The 23411-nt window shown below is 45.3% G+C and carries 16 protein-coding genes and 3 tRNA genes; 9 read left to right on the top strand and 10 right to left on the bottom strand.

All coding sequences use genetic code 11. The features are described 5' to 3' along the window. Positions 1-85: 85 nt before the first annotated feature. Positions 86-1111, top strand: coding sequence for an FAD:protein FMN transferase (locus K1Y79_RS05440; protein ID WP_220248980.1), 1026 nt, complete (start codon positions 86-88; stop codon positions 1109-1111). 61 nt (positions 1112-1172) lie between these two features. Here K1Y79_RS05440 and K1Y79_RS05435 read toward each other — a convergent pair whose 3' ends face one another. From K1Y79_RS05435 to K1Y79_RS05420, 4 genes are all read right to left on the bottom strand, one after another. Then, positions 1173-1793 carry an outer membrane beta-barrel protein gene (locus K1Y79_RS05435; RefSeq protein ID WP_220248979.1) on the bottom strand — a complete coding sequence of 207 codons (621 nt, stop codon included), beginning with the start codon at positions 1791-1793 and terminating at the stop codon, positions 1173-1175. Between the two features lie 23 nt (positions 1794-1816). Further along, positions 1817-2449, bottom strand: coding sequence for a DUF4136 domain-containing protein (locus K1Y79_RS05430; protein WP_220248978.1), 633 nt, complete (start codon positions 2447-2449; stop codon positions 1817-1819). A 285-nt stretch (positions 2450-2734) separates the two neighbouring features. Then, positions 2735-3379 (bottom strand): HAD family hydrolase, encoded by a 645-nt coding sequence (locus K1Y79_RS05425; RefSeq protein WP_220248977.1) that lies wholly within the window; start codon positions 3377-3379, stop codon positions 2735-2737. 918 nt (positions 3380-4297) lie between these two features. Further along, on the bottom strand, positions 4298-4759 hold the full coding sequence (locus K1Y79_RS05420) for a hypothetical protein (protein WP_220248976.1): 462 nt from the start codon (positions 4757-4759) through the stop codon (positions 4298-4300). Positions 4760-5074: 315 nt separating this feature from the next. Here K1Y79_RS05420 and K1Y79_RS05415 point away from each other — a divergent pair, with 315 nt between their 5' ends. From K1Y79_RS05415 to K1Y79_RS05395, 5 genes are all read left to right on the top strand, one after another. Then, entirely contained in the window at positions 5075-5671 is a 597-nt protein-coding gene (locus K1Y79_RS05415; protein ID WP_220248975.1) for an RNA polymerase sigma factor, read from the top strand. A 71-nt stretch (positions 5672-5742) separates the two neighbouring features. Beyond that, on the top strand, positions 5743-6915 hold the full coding sequence (locus K1Y79_RS05410; RefSeq protein ID WP_220248974.1) for a FecR family protein: 1173 nt from the start codon (positions 5743-5745) through the stop codon (positions 6913-6915). A 165-nt stretch (positions 6916-7080) separates the two neighbouring features. Further along, a complete protein-coding gene (locus K1Y79_RS05405; protein WP_220248973.1) occupies positions 7081-10587 on the top strand; it encodes a SusC/RagA family TonB-linked outer membrane protein in 3507 nt (1168 codons plus the stop codon). A 16-nt stretch (positions 10588-10603) separates the two neighbouring features. Beyond that, positions 10604-11995 (top strand): RagB/SusD family nutrient uptake outer membrane protein, encoded by a 1392-nt coding sequence (locus K1Y79_RS05400; protein WP_220248972.1) that lies wholly within the window; start codon positions 10604-10606, stop codon positions 11993-11995. Positions 11996-12068: 73 nt separating this feature from the next. Further along, positions 12069-14282, top strand: coding sequence for a redoxin domain-containing protein (locus tag K1Y79_RS05395; protein WP_220248971.1), 2214 nt, complete (start codon positions 12069-12071; stop codon positions 14280-14282). A gap of 110 nt (positions 14283-14392) precedes the next feature. Here the strand turns inward: K1Y79_RS05395 and K1Y79_RS05390 are convergent. Continuing rightward, positions 14393-14476: transfer RNA gene (locus tag K1Y79_RS05390), tRNA-Leu, on the bottom strand. A gap of 64 nt (positions 14477-14540) precedes the next feature. Continuing rightward, positions 14541-15689, bottom strand: a complete 1149-nt coding sequence (locus tag K1Y79_RS05385; RefSeq protein ID WP_220248970.1) for a sensor histidine kinase — start codon at positions 15687-15689, stop codon at positions 14541-14543. Between the two features lie 114 nt (positions 15690-15803). Here K1Y79_RS05385 and K1Y79_RS05380 point away from each other — a divergent pair, with 114 nt between their 5' ends. Together K1Y79_RS05380 and K1Y79_RS05375 are read left to right on the top strand one after the other, a co-directional pair. Further along, positions 15804-16829: a glycosyltransferase family 2 protein gene (locus K1Y79_RS05380; protein ID WP_220248969.1), complete on the top strand. Its 1026-nt coding sequence runs from the start codon at positions 15804-15806 to the stop codon at positions 16827-16829. A gap of 51 nt (positions 16830-16880) precedes the next feature. Continuing rightward, positions 16881-17081: a hypothetical protein gene (locus K1Y79_RS05375; RefSeq protein WP_220248968.1), complete on the top strand. Its 201-nt coding sequence runs from the start codon at positions 16881-16883 to the stop codon at positions 17079-17081. 521 nt (positions 17082-17602) lie between these two features. Here K1Y79_RS05375 and K1Y79_RS05370 read toward each other — a convergent pair. The 3 genes from K1Y79_RS05370 to K1Y79_RS05360 all read right to left on the bottom strand — a co-directional run bounded on the left by K1Y79_RS05370 (position 17603) and on the right by K1Y79_RS05360 (position 18717). Then, positions 17603-17675 (bottom strand) — tRNA-Gly (locus K1Y79_RS05370). A gap of 104 nt (positions 17676-17779) precedes the next feature. Next, positions 17780-17852 (bottom strand) — tRNA-Gly (locus K1Y79_RS05365). 727 nt (positions 17853-18579) lie between these two features. Next, positions 18580-18717 (bottom strand): hypothetical protein, encoded by a 138-nt coding sequence (locus tag K1Y79_RS05360; RefSeq protein WP_220248967.1) that lies wholly within the window; start codon positions 18715-18717, stop codon positions 18580-18582. Positions 18718-18830: 113 nt separating this feature from the next. On the opposite strand from K1Y79_RS05360, the gene K1Y79_RS05355 reads away from it, so the two are divergent. Beyond that, a complete protein-coding gene (locus K1Y79_RS05355) occupies positions 18831-20369 on the top strand; it encodes an alpha-N-arabinofuranosidase (RefSeq protein WP_236059499.1) in 1539 nt (512 codons plus the stop codon). A gap of 182 nt (positions 20370-20551) precedes the next feature. Here K1Y79_RS05355 and K1Y79_RS05350 read toward each other — a convergent pair whose 3' ends face one another. Further along, positions 20552-23107, bottom strand: coding sequence for a TonB-dependent receptor (locus K1Y79_RS05350; protein WP_220248966.1), 2556 nt, complete (start codon positions 23105-23107; stop codon positions 20552-20554). Positions 23108-23411 lie beyond the last annotated feature (304 nt).

Here is a 23411-nt window from a genome sequence, read left to right as displayed (position 1 = left end):
AATCCTGCGAAGCAGTGGCAAAGCTATCTTACCTTCGCAGTTTGCTTTTCCTGGTTCAGACAGTTCTTGAATGCTAAATAATATAATGACCGGCAAACCCGCTTTTGCAGGATGGAGCATCCTGTTATATCTTCTTTTCTCTTCAAACGGAAGAGCATCTGCACAACAACTGACCGAAATGTCCGGCCAGGCTCAGGGTACCTATTTCATTGTAAAATATTTGGCCGACGATACCAATTCTCTGCGTCCGCAGATAGATTCCATATTTGCGCTAATAGACAACTCCTTGTCGCTATATCAACCGGGTTCCCTGATCAATCAATTCAATGAAGGCATTGAAGTGAAGATGGACGCGCACATGGCGCATGTCATACAGCGTTCCCTGGAGATCAGCAAGGCCACTATGGGCGCATTTGATATCACTGTAAAACCCCTGGTAGACGCATGGGGATTTGGCGTACATAAACCTGCTGTACAGACTATACCTGGTCAGGATACATTAAAACAGATACTACGATATGTTGGATACCGCAACCTGCGGCTGCAGGGAAAAAGGCTCACCAAACGGCATAAAGATGTACAAATTGATTGCAATGGTATTGCCCAGGGATATACTACAGATGTAATTGCACGCTTCCTGGAACAAAAAGGTATCTCCAACTACCTGGTAGACGTTGGTGGAGAGCTTCGTAGCAGTGGCCGGAATCAGCGAGGGCTAATATGGACCGTAGGCATTGAAACGCCGGATGCCTCGCAGTCAGCTGTACCGGCACAGGCAGTGTTAGCGCTGGATAATAAGGCGATCACTACCAGCGGTAACTACCGCCGGTTCTTTGAGCAGGGAGGAGTAAGATTTGCGCATAGCATCAATCCTGTAACTGGAGAGGCCTTGCATAGCAATATTATCGCTGTAACAGTATTGGCTAAAGATGCTATTACTGCAGACGGCTATGACAATGCACTGATCTTAATGGGGGTGGAAAAGGGACTGGCATTCGTAAAGGCCCATCCGGAATACGGGCTTGACGCTTATTTCATTTACAAAGACAAAGACGGGAAGATTCAGACAGCGTTTTCAGACGGATTTAAGCAATTGACTATACTGGAATAAAGAAGGTCCGGCGCTTGCACCAGACCTTCTAAAAAGCAGTTCTTCATACCAGCGGTCACGCTTAGTTAATATGTACTCTCAACCCCACATTTCCCTGCAATACATTATAACTGGTGATCTCCTGCTGTTTGTATGGGGAGTAGCTATATTGCACACTCGCATTGAACAGTACCGGTGATCCTTTGCCAAACGGAATATTAATACCTATTTCCGGCGAAGCGGCAAACTGCCAGCTGTTATACCTGTCAGTAAACTGGCCGTAGTACTTATTGTACACCATATTTGCAGTACCTATACCCAGACCCACATACGGGATCACCGCAGCATCAGGTTTAGTCAGTTGATATTGTACGGTAGCCAATATCGGCGTTACCTGCAAGGTACGTGTCTGTACAGCAGATATATCCGTGCCTTTATCAGCATATACAGCGCGTGGCACTCTTTCATAAAATTCCTGGAAACCACTTCTGATACCAATAGCCAGCTGGTCGTTCAGCTGATACTGGATACCTGCTCTCCAGCCACGGAAACTGGTTTTATTAGCATAATCTTTCAGTGATCCAAACGGTTGCGCAACAGAATAATCTGCGTTGATGGACAGGGGAGAACGTACCTGCGAAAATGCACTATGCACGCCCAGTGAAGCTGCCACCAGTAATATCCAGAGCTTAATACTTTTCATCTCAGTCTCTTTTAAATGATTCATTAATTGTTAGTTGCTTTCAGATAGGCTGACTGTTCAAATACAGCAGACACCATACTGTTAACATTACTTACATTCCATACGCCACTACCGCGTAGCATAGCATTCCAAACTGCTACCAGCTGGTTGTTACGCGGATTTTTCAGATCGACCATATCGATGGATACTGCCCTTTCCTGCTGGTATACCTGGTAGTAAGATGGCCAGTAATAACCGTAACCAGGGAAGCCCCAGTAGAATGGATCATAGTAGCCGCCAATGCCTGACCAGTAACCAGGATTATAATAGACAGCGCTGTACGTATTGTCAATACGTGTCAGGTTAACTGCCAGATCAGGTTTTGCAGCCCTGTCCACACGGGTATACCCTCGCGCCTCCAGTGAACGGGTTACATCCTGGATGAGTTGCTTATCATAATCGGTCAGTGCACGGCGCTCGTTGGTATTAGTAGCTACTGCCACCGAGTCAACAATACTGAACGTTCTGTAAGATGAAAAATTGACGCTATCGTCATAATTTGTTACGTAGATCCTTGACTCTTCTTCTGTCATGTCCTTCAGCGGATCTTTACTACAACTGCTGAATGACAGTGTAACGCCTAACGCAGCGCACATTACTAACATGGCTTTTTTCATATTCACGGGTTTTATTTTGTTGTCTATTTCAGGCAGGTACAGGGAGGAAACGAGACCACTGTAATTAATACATACTAATACAGGAAGTGTGCCAACCACTTTTCACTATGGCATTGGCCGCACATCTGTTTAACGTATTTGAACTACTGATGTTACATGAAGTTTATCTGCCGATTGTTAAGGTATTCCTAAAACTGAAAATCGTATTGAAAGCGGGGTGGGATAAAACAAGCCGGGCCCGCTATGTGCGGACCCGTTATAAAAAAACATATAGGTAATCTGTGATCAGGAATGGACAACTGCAGGCAGAATGGCCTGTTCTTCCAGTTCTCTCCTCAGCTGGCCGGCTGACTGGAAATGTATTCCGTCAATTCCACAGGCGGCTGCTCCACGGATGTTACGTTCATTATCGTCAATAAAGAGCGTAGCAGCTGCATCCAGCTCGTAACGATTTAGCAACAGGTTATAGAAGGCTGCATCCGGCTTACGGATCTTTTCTCTGCCTGATACAACAATACCATCAAACCATTGGAGAAACGGATAGTTTAATAATGCCAGGGGAAAAGTTTCGTTTGACCAGTTGGTCAGTGCATAGAGCTTATATTGCTTGCTGTCTTTAAGGTCTCTGAGGATCTCTACAGTCTCTTCGATAGGCCCGCCTAACATCTCCTTCCAACGGCCATAGAACGCCCGGATCTGGGCTTCGTATTGCGGATGTTGTGTAATCAGCAATTCAGTACCGTCCTGGAGGCTTCTGCCGGCATCCTGCTCCTCATTCCAGTCCGACGTGCAGATGTTAGTCAGGAAAAAGTCAGTCTCTGCTGCGGTCGCAAATATCTTATTATAGAGATAACGCGGATTCCAATCTATCAGCACGGCGCCGAGATCAAATACCAGGTTGGAATAGTTTGTGGTTACAGCAGTCTTCATATGGATAAAGATAAAGTAAATTATAGATTATGGAAAAATTTAAAATGATTCAGTGATGCAGAAATATCTGCTCACTTCGGTTGTGGTGAATGTATTAATAACCAGGTGGTAAGCAAGGAGATGAGCAGAATAATACCCCAGATCCGCGTCTGTAGCCTTCCCCCGGTTTCCAGCATAGTTGGTTGTATAGTAACAGTGTTAATTGCTGCTGACATTATAACGGTTGAAAGAGTGCTGATATTGTCTGGCGCTACCCTCCGGATATGAACCGACATTATTCAGTAAAACGGGATAAATCAGCAAAAAGCCCCGTATTCAGGTGAACACGAGGCTATATCAACATTGCAACTGAGTAAACATATTACCAGTAGCTTTCAGAGACAGTAACTCCGGGATAATTATCCGGCAGCCTGTTGGCGCTCGCTGATAAAAAATTCGTGGCAGGACGGGTAAAGTGACCCATGATGCATGAATTTATATCAATAGAGAGGCGACCTTACTCCCTAGCTGTCAACAAATATATTGCTTTTTTTAATATAAAGCAGTGATATGCCAGACAAGCCCGTAACGGCGCTTGTTGCAGCCTTCTTCCGGAAGAATTAAACCAGTTTATCCCGTCATACTGGAAAGGACTCCTGCCTACCGCCGTCCCAGAACGAACATTTTCCTGTATTTTTGCTTACAGATATCTCCAGAAACAATAATTGGTCAATTTGATCAAGTCCACCGCTTGTTCGTCGCTAAGACTACTCTTGTACTACCCTTGGACTATCCTGACTAAACACCATCAATTTCTTTACTCCACCACCAGAGTAGCATATGCTATCACATCCGGTGGAAAATCACCAAATACAAAAAGGCTGTCTGCCACATGCACGCATGCGGCAAACAACCTTTTCACCCTTATTGATATGTGACTTATCTATATTTTTTTCTGTCCATCAGTTTATGTACTACGCCTGCTATTAAACCTGCAGATACATACAATCCTAATGTCAGCAATTGTGTTTTGGTCGTTTCATTACTGTATTTCTGGCTTAAACCCAGTTTTTCCGGTAATGCAAGTGCTCCGATGCCAGCCATGAGTCCTAATGCGGCCCCGGTAACAATACTATTTTTAGGATTTGCACCTACCAATGCATAATACCCAGCATTTCCGGCAATATCTCCGGCCATCGTAGCATAATAACGCTTGTTTTTGGATGGTAATGCCATACCTACGCTTTCCATAGTAGATTCCAATGCCTCCATACCAAGTTTATCCATTCTCGGTGCGTGCGATACATTATTCTTCAACGTTTGATGAAGCAGTGTTAATGCAACTGAACTAACCAGTCCGCTTGTGAGTGAAGCCAATGTTTTCATAATTCTCTTTTCCATTACTGAAAACAAAAAACAGGCCCTAATCTACAGCCTGAATGCCTACTATATGCTGCTGTTGCGCAAAATACTCAGATAGAGAGTGTTTATAATCATTCATTACCGGCGGGTTGTATTGTATCTCTGCGTATACTAGAATTAAGTGTAAACCGTAAGCTGTGGATATGCCGGATATTATTAATACGTCTCGCTCATTATCCTCCTGACTAACTATCTATAACCTATATCATATCACAACTTGTCCTAACAACTTAGGCGTCCGCTATAACGCTATGAGTATTTTTCATATTTTGTGAATCAATACCAGATACATCCTTGTCCGCAGATCAACAATATGAAGAGAAAGTTTTGCTGTCACTTATAGCTAAAGGTGATGAAGCTGCATTTACAAAATTATATAGTTACTATCAACCCCGTTTACTTCGATACGTCTCACCCTTTGCACTCGGCAAAGAGCAGGCAGAAGAAATTGTTCAGGAAGTCCTGTTCAGGCTCTGGACAAGAAAAGAAACATTTGTCGGTGTAGCTTCCCTGGAGGGTTATCTGAGGCGGTCTGCCAGGAATCTTTTGCTGGATATATTCCGCAGGCAGGCGCTTGAGAAAAAGTATATGGAACAGCAAGGGGCAGTACAGCATACCCAGGTATCTGCTGATGACAACCTGCAACTGAAAGAATATCATGAACTGGCAAAACAGGCAATCGCATTACTCCCACAGAAACAGCGCGAAGTATTTATTTTACGGCATCAGCAGGACATGACACTGGAAGAAATAGCTGTTTATACTAATTCCTCCTATGACGCTGTACGTAAGAATCTGCACCGGGCAGTACAGTTTATTAAGTCCTTTCTGAAAGATCATGGGGAATGGGTAGTCTGCCTGGTCTTGTTACTACTAGCTGAATGTCCCTGAGAAATATTTTTTGGAATTGATGTCCCAAATTCTTTTTTCGTACGTCCTGTTATAGAATACGCGTTACAATCATGATGCACCGGGATATATTAAAACGATTTGCCGATGGCTCCGTCACACCGGAAGAAGCCAGCCAGTATCGGGAAGAACTGGCCAGACTATCCACCGATGAGATAGAATCCCTCATGGATGCATATGAAGATATGCTGGATGCCGCTCCTGCATACGAGCCTGTAGATCAGCGCCTGCTATCAGATATACAACAGCGTATTGCTGCCTGGAACCGTAATGATCACAAGCCTGTGGTGAAACCATTGTTCAGGAAAATTTGGATAGCCGCTGCCGCTGCTGCCGCCATTGTACTCCTCCTGGCAGGTGGTATCTGGTGGCGTGAAACGCATTCTGAACGCGCCTACGTGACTAATCACTTCGAGACTATCATCCCCGGCCATGATGGGGCTATTTTAACACTCAGTGATGGAAGCTCCGTTACGTTGGATAGTACCAGCAATGGCCTCATTGCTGAAGAAGGAGGAAGTCAGGCTACCTCTGGAAACGGTCTGTTATCATATAACGTAAATACCAGTAATGAACATAAATTGGTATACCATACCATACGTACTGCTAATGGCCGCCAATTCCGGCTTATATTACCTGATGGTACAAAGGTATGGCTGAATGCAGGCAGCTCTGTAACCTTTCCCACCATATTCCCCGGGAATGAGCGGCGCGTGCAGATTACCGGAGAGGTATATCTGGAAGTAGCTGCCAACACACAACAACCATTTTATGTGACAGTAAATGACACCTATGTAGTAAACGTACTCGGCACAAGCTTTAATGTGAATGCTTATTCCAATGATAACCTCATACGCACCACACTTGTTGACGGGGCTGTGAATGTTGAGGTATCAGGAAAAATATATCCACTGAAGCCATCGCAACAACTGTCTGCCAGCATGCTCAGTAGCACAGCCAGCACTACGGAGGTAGAGGTCAACAAGATCATCGCCTGGAAAGATGGGCGCTTTGACTTTGACGGCTTGCAGCTTCGCGACGCCCTGAGCCAGTTGGAGCGCTGGTATGATATTGACGTCGTATATGAAGGAGATGTACCAGACGTAGTTCTATATGGAAAAGCAGATCGGAGTATTAGTCTGGAAACTATTATAGGCGCTTTGAGAGGACCAGATGTGAACTTCAGAATCGAGGGAAGAAAATTGATTGTATCATCTATTCGTTAAAATTCAAATACTAATACCACCAACCAATACTGAACAGTGAACTTTTGTAGCCAGCAAATGCGTACTATAATTATAGCATCGCGTCCTGCCTTGCTATATGCATAGCGGCATATATGAGAAAATAGTAGTTAATGACCGTCGTTATCCAACCAAAATCAACAGTGTATGCAAAAATGTGCAAGATGGCTGTCCTGTAGGTCAGGCCGCCCTTTTATTCCCGACTACTGTCTGAAAAGCGCCGTCAGCAATCGTTTCAGGAGGAACCGCGCTGCTTTACTGACGGTAGTACTCCTGCTGATGATACAGGGAGCTACCTATGCCCAGTCCATTTCTCTGTCCGGTAAAAACATGACTTTAAAAGCCGTCTTTACGGAAGTAGAAAAACAAACAGGATATGTGGTCTTTGGTAAAGAAGCCTTACTGGCTAAAACCAAACCCGTTTCCGTGGCGGCAGTAAAAATGCCGTTAGGCAGTTTCCTGGATGTTGTACTGAAAGATCAGCAGATAGCCTATAAGATAGAGTCTAAAACAATAGTGCTATCTCAGGTTATGGAAGACAACAATCGCACAGAGACTGTCGATGCTGAATCCGCTATTTCAGGCATTGTTGTCAATAAGAACGGGGAGAAGATGTCGGGTGTAAGCATCCTGTTAAAAGGACAGGCTAAAACAATTGTAACAAATGAAGCAGGTGCATTTACCGTCAATGCCAAACCAGGAGATATCCTCATATTCAGGTATGTGGGTTATGAGACAAAGGAGTTGACTATTAAACGCGATCTCCCACTCTCCGTAATGCTTGAACAAAATGTCAGCAGCCTGAGTGAAGCAGTTGTAGTAGGTTATGGTGTGGTTAAAAGAAAAGACCTTACTGGCGCTGTTGCTTCCGTGAACCAGGAGGAAGTGAAGAACATTCCGTTTACCAGCCTGGATCAGGCGTTGGTGGGTAAGGCTGCCGGTGTACAGGTTATTCAGAGTGATGGCTCTCCCGGGGGCGCTACGCGTATGCGTATACGTGGTGGCGCATCCCTGATGGGGAATAACGATCCGCTGTATATTATTGACGGGGTACCTGTCACTATCCAGAACAGGTATGTGCAGAATGCTGCTGAGATTGTGAATCCAGTAGAGACCTACTCCAATAATAACTTCAATAGCAGTGTGTCTGGTTCCTTCTCGCGTGGCCTTAACAGTCTTGCCGGACTTAATATTAATGATATTGAAACCATTGATATTCTTAAGGATGCTTCTGCTACTGCTATCTATGGATCAAAGGCTGCCAATGGTGTAGTTATCATTACCACAAAGCGCGGCAGCCGCAATCAGAAGCCGCAACTGGAAGGTAATTACTATGCAGGTATGTCTGTGCCGTTAAAAGAGAAAGTGCTGAATGCTGAGCAATATAAGATGATCTTCCGCGAGGGTGCTATGAATCTTAATAACGAACGTGCCCGTCTTGGCATGACGCCAAACGAGACAGCCACGAGCATTCTTAACAATCCTAACTACTTTGGCACTGCTGATACCGACTGGCTGGGGCTTGTACTTCGTACTGGGTTTACACATAATGCTGACGTATCTGTGCGCGGTGGAGGTACAGGCTCACGGTATTACACCTCCATTGCCTATACCCGACAGGACGGTGTGCTGATTGGTACTGACTTTAACAGAATAGCCGGTAAGATCAGTCTGGACAATGAGATAAACAGTAAACTGAAAGTTATCTCAAATCTTGACTACGGCTTCTCTACCAACAATATCACCAATGGGATTTATAGTCAGGCATTATACGCGCCGCCAACTGAAAAAGTCTACAATGAAGACGGTTCCTTTTCTAATATGGGCAATATCAGTACGGCCTATCAGGGTTTTCAGAATCCCCTGGCAGTGGCTTCCGGCATTAACCGTGCTAAAAACGTTTCTTTGCTTGGGTCGCTGGCATTGGAATATGATATCTTGAAAGATCTGAAGTTCCGTTCTGTTGTATCTATCAATTATAGTAACTATCACCAGTTAAACTATGTTCCCAGTTACGTGGATATTGGTAGTTTCTACGGTAGAGAAAGCTCCGGCGGTGGTACTGGGTCACAGTCGTACAGTAACTCCATCAATTCCTTTTTTGAAAATACGGTCACATGGAATAAGGTCTTCAATGAGAATAACCGGTTGAATATGGTAGCCGGTACGTCGTGGGAGAAGTTTCGTGCCAGTATGTTCTCCGCTACCGGACGTGGATATCCGGAAGATAAGTTTCTGAATAATCTCAATTCTGCCGCAGTACCGGTATCTGTACGCGGTAGTGACCCTTCCAGTCAGAACTCGCTGTTATCCTTTTATGTGCGCGCCAACTACGCGCTATATGATAAGTACCTGTTCACTTTTACCGGCCGCTCAGATGCTTCTTCTAAGTTCGGCCCCGGTAATCATGTAGGTTACTTTCCTTCCGGCGCTGTGGCATGGAGAATTTCTGATGAAGCCTTTCTGAAACATGTGAAATGGATTGATGAGATCAAACTCCGTGTCAGCGCTGGTCTGACAGGTACACAGTCTATTGCTGACCATCTGTGGCGTACCTTGTATACGCCAGTAGCCTATGCAGGTAATAATGCGCTGATTCCATCACAGTTGGGTAATCAGGCAATTAAATGGGAATCCACCTTACAGAAGGATCTGGGACTGGACTTTGCATTTTTCAATTCCCACATCAGGGGTACGTTTGGTTACTATGAGAAAGTAACAGATGGCCTGCTACTGAATATATCCACCGCGCCCAGTTCAGCCTATAGCAACATGATAGTGAATCTGGCAAAGATCAGGAACCGCGGATTAGAATTTGATATCCGCACTGACATCCTGCAAAAGCGGAATGTGAAATGGAACGTTGCCTTAAATATCTCGCGTAATGTATCGGATGTGTTAAATATTGATGGCGGGCCGTTCTCTGATCCCAACCAGCGAGATGCCCTCAATCTTGGTACTGGTATTGTGCAGGAGGGACGTCCGTTGGGTCAGTTATATGGCCGTGTATCAAAAGGAGTGATAAAAACACAGAAGCAACTGGAAGATTATAAAGCAGCGTTTCCTTATTGGGAGATATTCTCTCCTTATCTGAACATAGGCGACCTGGCATATGAAATAGAGGACGGCTTCTGGAAAAACGATATTATCGGTCATAGTTATCCATCATTCTATGGGGGACTGACGAATACCGTCAATTATAAAAACTTCAGCCTGATAGCCTTGCTAACATTCTCTTATGGCAACCAGCTGATCCTGCAGAATGATGTAAGCAGCCTGAGTGTGGATAACCTTGCTAACAGAAGTACGCGGATCCTGGATCATTATTCAGCTACAAATACTGCGTCTGACAGACCAAGACTATTATACAATGAAACCAACTTCCTTTCTAACAACAGTGTATTCGATGCTTCTTACCTGAAGCTGAAATCACTTACCATTTCTTACAATGTACCGCAGGCTATCACCCGCCGTATGAACTTCCGTGATTTGTCATTCTATGTATCCGGCACAAATCTGTTCATTGTAAGTAAGTATCCCGGCCTGGATCCTGAAGTGAGTGACGACCCTATGAGTGTAATTGGCGGAGGACGTGATATCAGTTCATATCCGACTAACCGGATGTTCATAGCAGGTCTGCGCTTTGGTTTGTAACAGCAAAACTTTTAAGATGAAACGTATTCTTTCTTATATAATCATACTGGGCGTTGCTGCCGGACAATATGCATGTAATAAACAATTGAATGCCTTACCTGATCAGTCGAAGGTAGAAGAGAATGTTATTCTCGACCTCAAGGGGGCAGAGGTAGCATTAAACGGCGCTTATTACAGATTCGTAAATGGTGGGGATGACAGAGGAGTACCCAGTACTATCACAGCGAATGATCGTGAAATATTCCCCGGCAGACTATCCGGCTACGTAGAATATCCTTATGGTGGTGGTGACCTTACCAACATCACTATTCAGGCGGAGAGCTTCAGTATACTTCCTGCCTGGACCAATTCCTATATGCTGGTGAATGCTGCCAATGGTGTGATCAAAGGTACGGAGGCACTGCCTCCGGCCAAGATCAGTGATCAGAAGAGAAAAGAGATCCTCGGCCAGGCAAGATTTTTAAGAGCATACGGTCACTATCGCCTGTTGAGTTACTTTGGGCAGTTCTACGATATTAACAGTGCCTATGGTGCATTACTCAGACTGGAGCCTGTCACTAGTAATAACATTTCAAAACAGCGCTCGTCTGTAAAAGAAAGCTATGACGCGATCATGGAGGATGTAGATTACGCTATTGCGAATGCACCTGCTACTAATACCAGCTATTACGCAAGTAAATGGGCAGCGAAAGCGCTTAAGGCAAGGATTCTGATCAACAGGGCACAACCAGGCGACTACCAGGAAGTCATAAATATTGGTAGAGAATTTATGGGTGGCAGCCCATATTCCCTGGAAGCTGACCTGCGCCAGTTGTTTATAAACAAGGGAATCGAAAGCAATGAAGTCATACTGGGCATATTGCCAATGCCTAACCAACGCAGTAAGGCAGATACTTATTTCTACTTTGGACCCGGCTATGTTCCTACACAGCCGCTGACGGATATTTTTAAAGGCGACCCACGCGCGAACTGGGTGCTGGGAGATATGTCAGGAAGTGTAGGCATTACCAAGTTTATAGGTCCTAAAGTAGAGCATTGTTATGTATTCAGACTGACAGAAATCTACCTGTTAACAGCAGAGGCTATTGTACGGTCAGGGGGCTCGGTAACAGAAGCAGGTGGCTATCTCAGGACGGTAATGGAACATGCAGGTGTAACAGACTTTACGGCTGTTAACAATGCAACGACCGCAGATGCTATGCTGATAGAAATTTATAAGGAGACAGTCAGGAACATGATATGTGAAGATGGCCAGGAGTGGTTTGCCCTCTTACGGCTACCATTTGCTACTGTGCAGTCTATCCGACCTGCTATCATCAGCATTAACCAATATATACTGCCGATACCAAGAACGGAATTTCAGCGCAATGCGCAGATAGGAGAGCAGAATCCTGGATTTAATAAATAGGCTTCACGGGTGCGACCATAGGTATCTGGTGAGGTGTACAGTTATACATGCAATCAAAACAAATCAGTTTTTTATGATGACACGACGTTTAGTTTATTGGATCGGCCTGATGCTGATTACCGGGCAAGTAGCAGCCAACGGTCCATTTACATTGAAAGGTAAGATCAGGGGAGCAACCGGCAAGTACATTTATCTTTCTTATCAGGGGGAGGGCGACAAGATGATCAATGATAGTGTGCGTCTTAAGAATGAATCTTTCCAGTTCAAAGGCACGCTTGCACACCCGGTCATGGCAGTACTTTACCTGGACAGAGTAGCGGCTATGTCTGAGAACGGCTCTGCGCGGGTATTTATAGAGCCAGGGGAAATGACCATCACTGGCGACAAAGACCAACTCACAGCGGCTGTCCTGAAAGGGTCGAAGTCCAATGAGGAGCTCCGTGAGTTAGACGATATGCAGCAGGAACATCGTGCAAAGCTTACACAACTGTATCAGCAATATAATCAGCTGAATGAGACCTATATAGATGCTTCCGAAGCTAAAAAAGATTCAGCAACGCTTGAATCGTACAAAAAGAAACTGGAAGAGCTGAAGACACAGATGGAGCCTTTCCAGGAGAAAATGGCAGCCAGTGAAGAGCAGTTTATCAAAAGTCATCCTGACTCATATGTAACAGGCTATTTGCTCAACTATGGTATATCCCGGTATCCTTACCAGGAAGCAGCCGCGGTATACGCCCGGTTATCTCCACGCATTCGTGAGAGTAGCTATGGGAAAGGCATTGCTGGGGAGTTGGAGAATATGAAGAATGGCTCACCTGGAAGCACTGCCTTTGTGTTTGCAAAGCAGGATATTAACGGGCAGACCTTTAATCTTGCTGATTATAAAGGTAAATATGTGCTAATTGATTTCTGGGCCAGCTGGTGTGTGCCTTGTCGCGCGGGGAATCCTCATCTGATAAAGCTATATGAACAATATAAGAACCGTGGTTTTGAAATTGTGGGCGTCTCTGATGATGACAGGAATGAGGATGCCTGGAAGAAAGCAGTTGCCAAAGATGATATTGGCCGGTGGAAGCATGTACTGAGAGGTCTGGATATGGATAAGAAGATGAAAGGGGAAGCCGATTCTAATGATCTCAGTGATCGTTATGGTATTCATTCCCTGCCAACTAAGATTCTTGTGGACAAAGATGGCGTTATCATTGGCAGATATGGCGGCGGCGGTGAAGGTGATGATGCATTAGACGCTAAACTGGCAGCTGTATTGCCGGCTACCATGTTGACCCTGACAGGTAATATCAGGGGGCTGAAAGACTCGCTGGACATCACCTGGTATGATGAGAAAGGCATGCAGCAGGAAAAGATAGGCGCAACCGAGGGCAGGTTTGTCTGGACCAAGCAGCTTAGTGAACCACAGAAGATATATATATCAACGCCAAACGGATACAAGGAGCTATTTGTTGCAAACGGTGATGTAACTATTGATGGAGAGATTGATTCGTTTTATGATAGTAAGGTAACGGGATCTGCGGTACAGGATGAATATGTAAGTTACCGGGCGCACCTTGAGCCATTGCTGAATGCCATGTATGCCCTGCAGGGACGTTTACATGAGGTGAATGGTACGCCAGAAGCAGCCGTACTGGAACAGCGGATTGATTCTATTGATCACCTGCTGGACCAGGAGGATATTGCCTATGTTAATGCGCATCCGTCCAGCCCTATCAGTGTTGACCTGGTAGAGAATGCAGCTGTCATGGGAGAATATAGAGATGTGGCCGCGATGTATGACAAGCTATCTGCTGAAGCAAAAGCAACCTTGACTGGTAAGCGTCTTCAGGAGCGGCTGGCTTTGCTGAAGCGCAGTGAGATTGGAGCGCCTATGATAGATTTCGAGATGCCTTCTATTAATGGCAAGACCGTCCGCCTGGCCGATTTTAAGGGTAAATATGTATTTGTTGACTTCTGGGCAAGCTGGTGTGGCCCCTGCAGGGCAGAGAATTCTAATGTACTTAAGGCGTACAACAAGTACAAGCATAAAAACTTCACGGTGCTAGGCGTGTCTCTGGATGATAACCGTACAAAGTGGAAGGAAGCGGTTGCAAAAGATAAGATGCCCTGGGTACAGATATCTGACCTTAAAGGATTCAATAATGAATTGTCTTCCTATTATGGTATTCGGGCCATCCCCAGTACTTTCCTGATTGATCCGCAGGGTAAGATTATAGAGAAAGGGTTAAGGGGAGATAAACTGCATAGCCGACTAGCGGAGATACTGCAATAAGATTGTCTGTTATATACACAACGTATTAAAGTCGTTGATTATCAAAAACCACCCACCATTTAAAAACAAAAAAGGAGTTATTTCGTAATGAAATAACTCCTTTAGTGCTGTGCGGAAGAGGAGATTCGAACTCCCAAGCCCTTTCAGGCACTACCACCTCAAAGTAGCGCGTCTACCAATTTCGCCACCTCCGCAGCTTTGAAGTGGTGCAAAATTAATCGGTTTTTGATAACGAACAAATTTAATTCACAATAAAGCCTATTTTCTTAGTAAAATTCTGAAGGTGGTACCCTTGTTCAGCTCGGACCAGCGTACATTTAGCCGCCCTTTATGGTATTCTTCAATAATTCTTTTTGCCAGGGACAAACCCAGTCCCCAACCCCTTTTTTTGGTACTGAAGCCCGGTTTGAACACCTTATCAAAGTTAGCCTTCGGGATGCCTTTGCCATTATCAGTGATATCTATAATGATATGAGTGGGGTGGTTTTCGATATATAAATCTATTGTTCCTTTTCCTTCCATAGCATCGAGTGCATTTTTCAGCAGGTTTTCGATGACCCAGTCAAATAATGAAGGAGAGATCATTACAGGAATTTCTGTTTCCCGGCAATGCATGGTCAGTTTCACTTTCTGTGGCGCTCTTTTGCGGATGTAGGTAACCATAGCTTCTACCTGCGTCACTACATTATGCTCTTCCAGCTGTGGCACACTGCCGATTTTGGAGAAGCGTTCTGTAATCAGTTTCAGCCTGTCTACATCTTTCCGTAATTCAGTAGCCACCATTTCATTCCCTTCATGCTCTTTCAGTATCTCTATCCATGCCTCGATAGATGAAAGCGGGGTGCCCAGTTGATGGGCAGTTTCTTTGGCCATACCCACCCATAGCAGGTTCTGAGTGGCGCGGTTAGAGGTAGATAATGCCACCAGTAATATGATCACGAAGAGGGCTACGACAATCAGTTGAATATATGGATAGTAGCGTACCTGTTTCAGAATGAGGGAGTCGCCGTAATAAATATAATTATACAGATTGTTTTTGGCGTCTATCTCCATGATGAATGGCGGGTGCTGATCTTTGAAGGTAGCCAGTTCCTCTTCCATGTATTTCGGGTTGCGGGCAAGCTTAGTCGTATCAAGATTGCGGGAATCAATGATATGACCATTCTCGTTTGTAATAATAACGGGAATGCTGGTATTATTTGTGATAATCTCAACGGCCAGATTCAGGTTGGCCTCATTGGAAGCCTGAAGTAATTCCCGGTTAGCAGCTACCCAGGTAGCTACTTTCTTGGTTTCTTCTTCTTCCAGTTTGCTGGCAATGCTGCTTACGTACCAGATCGTACCCACAATGATGATCACCGCTGTGGATACCAGTACAAACTTCCAGCCTATAACCTGTTTAAACATACTGGCGTCTAAATTAAGTATAATGTGCAATAAGTGTAGTGGACTCAGAAGCTATTATAATTTGTTGCATATTTGTAAGGCAAAAATTTATTATTCACGCGAAAAAGAGTGCTTTTGTCAGTATTACCATCGGTAGCTGTTGTTATATTGAACTGGAATGGACGTAGTTTTCTGGAAAAGTTTCTGCCATCTGTCTGCCGGTCCACTTATGGGAACCTGCAACTGTATGTTGCGGATAATGCTTCAACAGATGATAGTGTAGCGTTTGTGCGTGAGAAATTTCCGCAGGTCGGCATCATACAGAATCCCACCAACGACGGTTTTGCAGGAGGCTATAATATGGCCCTGCAACATGTAAAGGCTGATATTTACGTATTACTGAACCAGGATGTAGAGGTGGAACCCGGCTGGATTGAGCCGGTAGTAGCGCAGATGGTGCGCGATCACCATGTGGCTGCCTGTCAGCCAAAACTACGTTTCTATCATAATAAGACGGAATTTGAATATGCCGGCGCTGCCGGAGGATGGATGGACATCCTGGGATATACTTTCTGCCGTGGAAGGATACTGTATACAACAGAACCAGACGAAGGACAGTATAATGATGCGCAGGATATTTTCTGGGCCACTGGAGCTGCGCTGTTTATCCGTTCGTCCTGCTTCCATGAAGTAGGTGGTTTTGATGCAGATTTCTTCGCCCATATGGAGGAAGTGGATCTTTGCTGGCGGTTGAAAAGAGCCGGTTACCGCATCTGTTACTGTCCTGACTCAATTGTGTATCATGTAGGAGGGGGGAGCCTGCCGCAGGGAAATCCCCGGAAGTTATACCTGAACTTCAGGAACAACCTGATGATGTTATGGAAAAACCTGCATCCGGCTGACCGCTGGATCGTTTTATTCCAACGTTTCTTTCTGGATGTACTGGCAGGGGTGAAGAGTCTGGTGGCGGGAAAACCCGCCGATATGAAAGCCATCTATCGGGCATATATCGATTACTTGCGCTGGCGGAAGAAATATAAACTGTCAGAAGACCGGCTGCCACAGAAGCGTTTGCTGGAGATGTCCGGCGTCTTTCATGGTATTATGATCTGGCGGTATTACTTTCTGAACCGGCGGACTTTTTCAACATTGGAAAAATAACTTGCAATATTATGTGACATGACGTAAGTTTGCAATGCGAAATTAATAGCTATGGAACACAATACTGTTGAAAATAAGAATGACTTTACCGGTAGCTGGGTATCATCTTCCCGTTTCCTGTTTTATGTGACGATCTTCTGCCTGCTGTCTTTTGTATTAGGCGGATGTTATAATCTGTTTAAACATCGCTATCAGGGTAAACCTGAAGTAGTTGTACCGGAAAGTAGCCTGTACAGTCCTAAATATAAATAAGCTAATTTATTATATTGGTAAAGCCTCCTGGTGTTCCCGGGAGGCTTTTTTATTTCCCGGCTCCGCCGGATGTATATGGTTCCGCCTGGTAATCTCCCACCGATATTTAATAACTGCCAGCTGCCCTTTACTCCCGTCCAGCTTTCTGGTCACTCACTCACTTCTGCAGATAAATAATAACTATTTCTGTTCAAAGAAACGGGGCTGTTTGCGCTCAGTGTTCGGTCAATGTATCACATGATTCCTTCATCAAAAGGTCACCAAAAGGGCACTTGGATATCCCGGGGATATTGAGGTGCCCTTTTAGTGACCTTTTGGGAGCACGCCGGATTAAAACACAGACCCTGATTTGGTGAAAAACTGTTGAATGATAATGGGAAGGGGGAAGATCGATTTTTACAACTATTGACGGAAGGGATAGATGGTTGAAGCGGTGAAAACAGCAGCGTGCGGTAGCAATACGCCGGCTATCAGGGGCATAAAAAAAGTCCTGATGCATAACACCAGGACTTTTAAAGAAGAGCGGAAGACCGGGCTCGAACCGGCCACCCCAACCTTGGCAAGGTTGTGCTCTACCAAATGAGCTACTTCCGCAGGTAAATGTATCAGTTCATATAACGGGAATTACGTAAACTGAAGTCAATAATTAAGAACTTGATTGCTAAAGGCCGATAGTTGTTATCAGTACTTTAGAGAAGAGCGGAAGACCGGGCTCGAACCGGCCACCCCAACCTTGGCAAGGTTGTGCTCTACCAAATGAGCTACTTCCGCAGGTGAAAAGTCTAAGTTTTATTCAGCATTTGCTTTTTAAAACCGCCTTTTATATTAAGAACTTTCGTAGTTCCCGTTCGCGCTGTTTGCGATTGGGATTGCAAATGTACAACATTGTTTGAAATCACAAAATATTTATGGGGTTTTTTCAAAAAAATCTATCGCAGTCTCACACTGCATTTGCGCATCCCGCTACGTCTGATCTTGCAGAATCTTTGCAGGGAAAGGGTTTTGCTTTGCTTTCATGACACAGTCATGTATATCTTTATAACGATAGTTTCTTCACGGTTTTGTATACCTGACTGCTGAAATTATCAATTGTTTACCTGACTGGGTGTTGAGTGTTTGCTGTATTAATAGTCACTGTGCCTGCCTGGGTGACCTGGCTACCTTCGTTCTCCGCCTGAATGACCATTTTATATAGCCAACTGCAATAGTCACTGTGCCTGCCTACGAGACCTGGCTACCTTCGTTCTCCGCCTGACTGGCCATTTCATATAGCCAACTGCAATAGTCACTGTTCCTGCCTGGGTGACCTGTTTACCTTCGTTCGCCGCCTGAATGACCATTTTATATAGCTAACTGCAATAGTCACTGTGCCTGCCTGGGTGACCTGGACTCCTTCGTTCTCCGCCTGACAGACTATCTCATATAGCTAACTGCAATAGTCACTGTGCCTGCCTGGGTAACCTGGCTACCTTCGTTCTCCGCCTGCCTGGCCGGCTTCCTATACCCATTCACAATTCTCGCTTTCACTTCCCGTGTCGCCTGCTGACATCCATGCCTCAACAGATACCTCCACCAGCTGGTCGAACACGTCTCCCGGCCTGAAAAAAGAGGCAGCACACCGGGTTAAGTGAGGCATTACCGCGGCATTAAAATAGTTGTATGATTGACATTTATTTTTTCTATCTTAGCAAGCATTCCACGTCTTCACCAAAATATCAGCAAAGTCAATTTGTATATAAATTCTAAATTATGAAGAAGAAGCTGTCCTTCCTGTTATTAATGTGCTGGACCGTTGCCACGCAAGCACAGCATACCGCCAGTCTGGTAATACAGCCTAAGTCAGATCACCAGATCAGCCGTCATATATACGGCCATTTCTCTGAGCACCTGGGCCGTTGTATTTATGATGGTTTCTGGGTAGATCCTGCATTGAATGTACCTAAGAAAGACCGTATCCGTCTGGACGTAGTAGATGCTCTAAAAAAGATCCGTATACCGAACCTGCGCTGGCCGGGTGGTTGCTTTGCAGATGAATATCACTGGCGTGATGGTATCGGCCCCCGCGATCAGCGCCCGAAAATGGTGAACACTAACTGGGGCGGTGTAACAGAAGATAATAGCTTTGGTACACATGAATTTCTGGAACTGTGCGAACTGCTCGGAACAGAGCCTTACGTCTCTGCAAATGTGGGTAGTGGTACGGTAGAAGAAATGGCTAAGTGGGTAGAATACCTGAACTTCGACGGTATCAGCCCGATGAGTGCCCTCCGTAAACAAAACGGTCATGAAGCCCCATGGAAAGTAAGCTTCTGGGGAGTGGGTAACGAAAGCTGGGGCTGCGGTGGTAATATGACCGCTGCCTATTATGCTGACCAGTACAGAAGATATGCTACCTACGCACGTAACTATCCGGGCGCTCCCCTGAAAAAGATCGTCAGCGGCGCTAGTGATTATGATTTTAACTGGACAGAGACCATCATGAAAAATATTCCGCTGGGACAAATGTGGGGTGTAAGCCTGCACTATTACACAGTGCCCCTAACCTGGAATAACAAAGGTTCTGCTACCAATTTTTCAGAGAAAGAATACTTCACTACCATGAAGAAATGTCTGGCCATGGACTCCCTGGTGATCAAACATTCAGCTATCATGGACAAATATGATCCGAAAAAACGTGTAGCCCTGGTTGTAGACGAATGGGGTATCTGGACAAACGTAGAACCAGGTACTAACCCAGGCTTTCTGTATCAGCAAAATAGCTTGCGCGACGCACTGATTGCCGGCAGTACCCTGAATATTTTCAACAACCACAGCGACCGTGTGAAAATGGCAGAACTGGCGCAGACTATCAACGTATTACAGGCGCTGATCCTTACTGAAAAAGAAAAAATGCTGCTGACGCCAACATATCACGTGTTCGATCTGTATAAAGTACACCATGATGCACAATATCTGCCGGTTCAGCTGAATAGCCCTGCCTACACTTCCGGTGATGAAAAGATCCCGTCCGTAAACGTGTCGGCTTCCCAGGATTCTACAGGCGCTGTGCATATCTCTCTGGTTAACCTGAATCCTACCCAGAAGATCAGCATATCTACCAGCCTGCAGGATGTAAAATGGAAAGCAGTAACTGGTCAGATACTGACTTCCGGAAAAGTAACAGATGTAAACACTTTCCAGCAGCCTGATAAGATCCGTATTGAGAAATTCAATGGCGCTAAGAAACAAGGCGATCAACTGGTGGCTGAACTGCCCCCTGCTTCTATCGTCGTACTGGAACTGAAGTAATCGGTTGCTAATTAATGCATGCCTAAGTGATTATAAATCATATAGCTATAAGCATATTGTTAAAGTATTACTTTATAGCAAACGTAAAGGGCTGACTATACGATAGTCAGCCCTTTACTTATATGCCAAGTGGGCTAACCTGATGGCTAGCCCACTTGGCATGTGTCTGATATAAGGGGTTATTATTGATGATATGAATAGCGGATAGTCACACCGTATGTCCGCGGGTCGCCCAGTACTGCTGCATAATGTCCTGCATTACCTGCGGCAGGCAGCAGCTGCTCAAAATAATCTTTGTTCAACAGGTTACGCCCCCATACAAATACTGTCAGTCCATTCAGTGTACGGAAGCCGACACGGGCATTGAACAGGGTATACCCGTCAATGTTCAGGTATTTGGAAGGAGATGGGCTGGATGAGAAAGAAGACCGGAAATAGGCATCTGCTCCTGCAAAGAAGCGGGCATTCTGTCCAAGTATGATACCCGGGTTGGATACCACCTCTCCGCCAATAGAACCTGCCCATTTAGAGATGCCCGGCAGCGCGCCACCGGAAATGTCTTTAAAGGCTGACGGACCACCTGTTTCCTCTAATGGTACGGGTGCGTTTTTAAAAGATACATATTTACCATCGGTATATGCCAGTGCGCCATATAGAGACAGTGCGCTACGGATCTTCAGGCTTGCATCCAGTTCCACGCCCTGCACGCGTACCTTTTCTGCATTAGCCAGGTAACCACGGTTTACGCCCACTTCTGCTGTCTGCACCTGCGTTTGATAATCCTTAATATCAGTATGATGATATACCAGGTTCACTGTAGCATTCTTTGCCGGAGATGTTTTCACGCCTATCTCAAAGTGCTTTACTGATTCAGGCTTAATCCTGGCCAGTTCCGTCATTGCCTTGCCGCCAGATGTGGGCAAACCGCCCAGGTTCACACCAATCGGTTTATAACTGGTAGAATAGGTGGCAAACGTATTCACACCTTTGGTAGGTTTGTAAGAAACGGTCACCTGACCGGAAACATTACTTTCATCTACATCTGCATTGAAGGTCTGGTTGGTATACACAATATTTTTCAGGGCAATCAGCGCCGGATCGTCTGTCTGCAGACCACCATACGTCTGTCGGTCATAGTCCACCTGCTTCTTATCATAATTATACCGTAACCCTGGTAATACATGCAACTGATCGGTGATAGCCCAGTCCAGTTGTCCGAATACTGCACCGCCGAATGTTTTCAACCTGGAAGTAGTTTTAATACCATAGCCATCAAATAGTCCGGGAGTAGCCCACAACTCACTGTTGGAACTCTGGGAGAAACGCCATTGTGCATTACCGGATTCCTCGATGTGTGCAGGATCTGTTTTCAGGTCCTGCCAGATGCCAAATACTCCTACAACACCACTCAACCGGGATGTCAGGTTACCGGCATACCGTACTTCCTGTGTCCATTGTTTATGTTTAGAGGTAGCCTGCGACAGTTGCAGCACTGCCAGTCCGGTAAAGTCCCTGTCATTAGACGGGTCCCAGTTCCAATACCGCCATGCAGTAGTGGATGTGAGGGTACCGTTACCGATTTTGGCGTCAACGTTCAGAGACACGCCTCCCAGTTCATTACCTGAGCGCCATGGGGTATTATGATCTACCAGCCGGTCAAAAGGATTTTCACTCGGCAGCTTATAGTTCAGATCAGCAATGATCTGTCTGAATTGTCTGTAAGCAGGTCTCAGGGTAGGTGCTACACCCGCTATCACCTGCGCATATCCTTCAGGATGTTGCTTGGAATTATCGCCCGTCAGCGTAATCTTTACTTTATCAGAAGGAGTATACACCAGTTGTCCGCGTAAGCCCAGGTTATTCAGGTCATTAATATGTTTCTCTGTCACTACATTATACAGCGTACCATCGCGTTGAGTACCCGAGAAGGAGACACGGGCTGCAAACTTTTTACTGAGTGGTCCGGATACAGCTGCTTTAGCCTGGATATATCCATAGTTGCCATAACTTACTTCAAAGTTGGCTTCCGGTGTAAAACTGGCCGAGCGGGTGGTAATATTGAATGCACCTGCGGTAGTGTTTTTACCAAAGAGCGTACCCTGTGGCCCGCGTAATACCTCTATCTGCTCAATATCTACGAAGTCGAGCGTAGTAGCCGCCGGACGTGCATAATACACGCCATCCACATAGAAACCCACACCAGGATCAATACCGTCATTGGTCAGTCCGAAGGTAGAGCCCAGACCACGTACATTCAGTGTGGTATTCCGCGGATTGGATGAATATAACTGTACAGTAGGTATAATTTCTTTCAGCCGGTTAACGTTGAAAGCGCCGGCATCAGCTACCAGCGCACCGCTTACTACCGAAATAGGAATGGGTACTTCCTGTGCAGTTTCAATACGGCGGCGGGAAGAGATGACCACCTCAGATAAGCTGGCATCACTGGTCAGGGTGATAGTCAATGGAGCAGGAGGAAGGGCTGTAACCTTTACTTCTTCCAGCTTATAACCCAATGAGCTGATAAGTAAGATGAATGGATATGCTTTTTTTGCGGGAATGCTGAATCGCCCGCTGGTGTCTGCAATAGCGTGTACGTTAGTTCCTTTGATGACTACAGTTGCCCCCACAACGGCTGTCCCCTCGCCATTTCTGATAGTACCTACAACCGCATCCTGCGGGAATGCAGTAGCAGCCAGTAACAGCATTGGCATAAGGAAGAGTAATGATTTGCGCATAGATAAATACATATTTGGTGATAAGTGTTCAGATACGTTTTCAGGTAAAGACATGCCAGTGGCTAAACACACAAAAGATTGTATGCTACAGGCTATATTAAATGCTGGCTGTCTGCTTATCTGACATGCTGGTGGCTCATGTCAATAGTTCAACATACAGGTGTCCCTATGCGGCGGGCGCACAGGATTTATTGGGTTGATATCTATTAACATATATGGTGGGTTATGTTAATAGTCTATTAAAATTGTAGACAAATATATAAATAGGAATGCAACAATGGAAATTTTCATTGGAAATCTTTTG

The sequence above is a fragment of the Chitinophaga rhizophila genome, assembly GCF_019492185.1.
Taxonomy (GTDB): Bacteria; Bacteroidota; Bacteroidia; order Chitinophagales; family Chitinophagaceae; genus Chitinophaga; species Chitinophaga rhizophila.
This window is presented reverse-complemented; position numbering and strand designations above follow the sequence as displayed.

Coding starts and splice junctions, on each gene's coding strand:
- K1Y79_RS05360 (WP_220248967.1), bottom strand. CDS start 18,717: ATGCCTCACTTAACCCGGTGTGCTGCCTCTTTTTTCAGGCCGGGAGAC.
- K1Y79_RS05430 (WP_220248978.1), bottom strand. CDS start 2,449: ATGAAAAAAGCCATGTTAGTAATGTGCGCTGCGTTAGGCGTTACACTG.
- K1Y79_RS05355 (WP_236059499.1), top strand. CDS start 18,831: ATGAAGAAGAAGCTGTCCTTCCTGTTATTAATGTGCTGGACCGTTGCC.
- K1Y79_RS05400 (WP_220248972.1), top strand. CDS start 10,604: ATGAAACGTATTCTTTCTTATATAATCATACTGGGCGTTGCTGCCGGA.
- K1Y79_RS05375 (WP_220248968.1), top strand. CDS start 16,881: ATGGAACACAATACTGTTGAAAATAAGAATGACTTTACCGGTAGCTGG.
- K1Y79_RS05435 (WP_220248979.1), bottom strand. CDS start 1,793: ATGAAAAGTATTAAGCTCTGGATATTACTGGTGGCAGCTTCACTGGGC.
- K1Y79_RS05405 (WP_220248973.1), top strand. CDS start 7,081: ATGCAAAAATGTGCAAGATGGCTGTCCTGTAGGTCAGGCCGCCCTTTT.
- K1Y79_RS05440 (WP_220248980.1), top strand. CDS start 86: ATGACCGGCAAACCCGCTTTTGCAGGATGGAGCATCCTGTTATATCTT.
- K1Y79_RS05385 (WP_220248970.1), bottom strand. CDS start 15,689: ATGTTTAAACAGGTTATAGGCTGGAAGTTTGTACTGGTATCCACAGCG.
- K1Y79_RS05410 (WP_220248974.1), top strand. CDS start 5,743: ATGATGCACCGGGATATATTAAAACGATTTGCCGATGGCTCCGTCACA.
- K1Y79_RS05350 (WP_220248966.1), bottom strand. CDS start 23,107: ATGCGCAAATCATTACTCTTCCTTATGCCAATGCTGTTACTGGCTGCT.
- K1Y79_RS05420 (WP_220248976.1), bottom strand. CDS start 4,759: ATGGAAAAGAGAATTATGAAAACATTGGCTTCACTCACAAGCGGACTG.
- K1Y79_RS05395 (WP_220248971.1), top strand. CDS start 12,069: ATGATGACACGACGTTTAGTTTATTGGATCGGCCTGATGCTGATTACC.
- K1Y79_RS05425 (WP_220248977.1), bottom strand. CDS start 3,379: ATGAAGACTGCTGTAACCACAAACTATTCCAACCTGGTATTTGATCTC.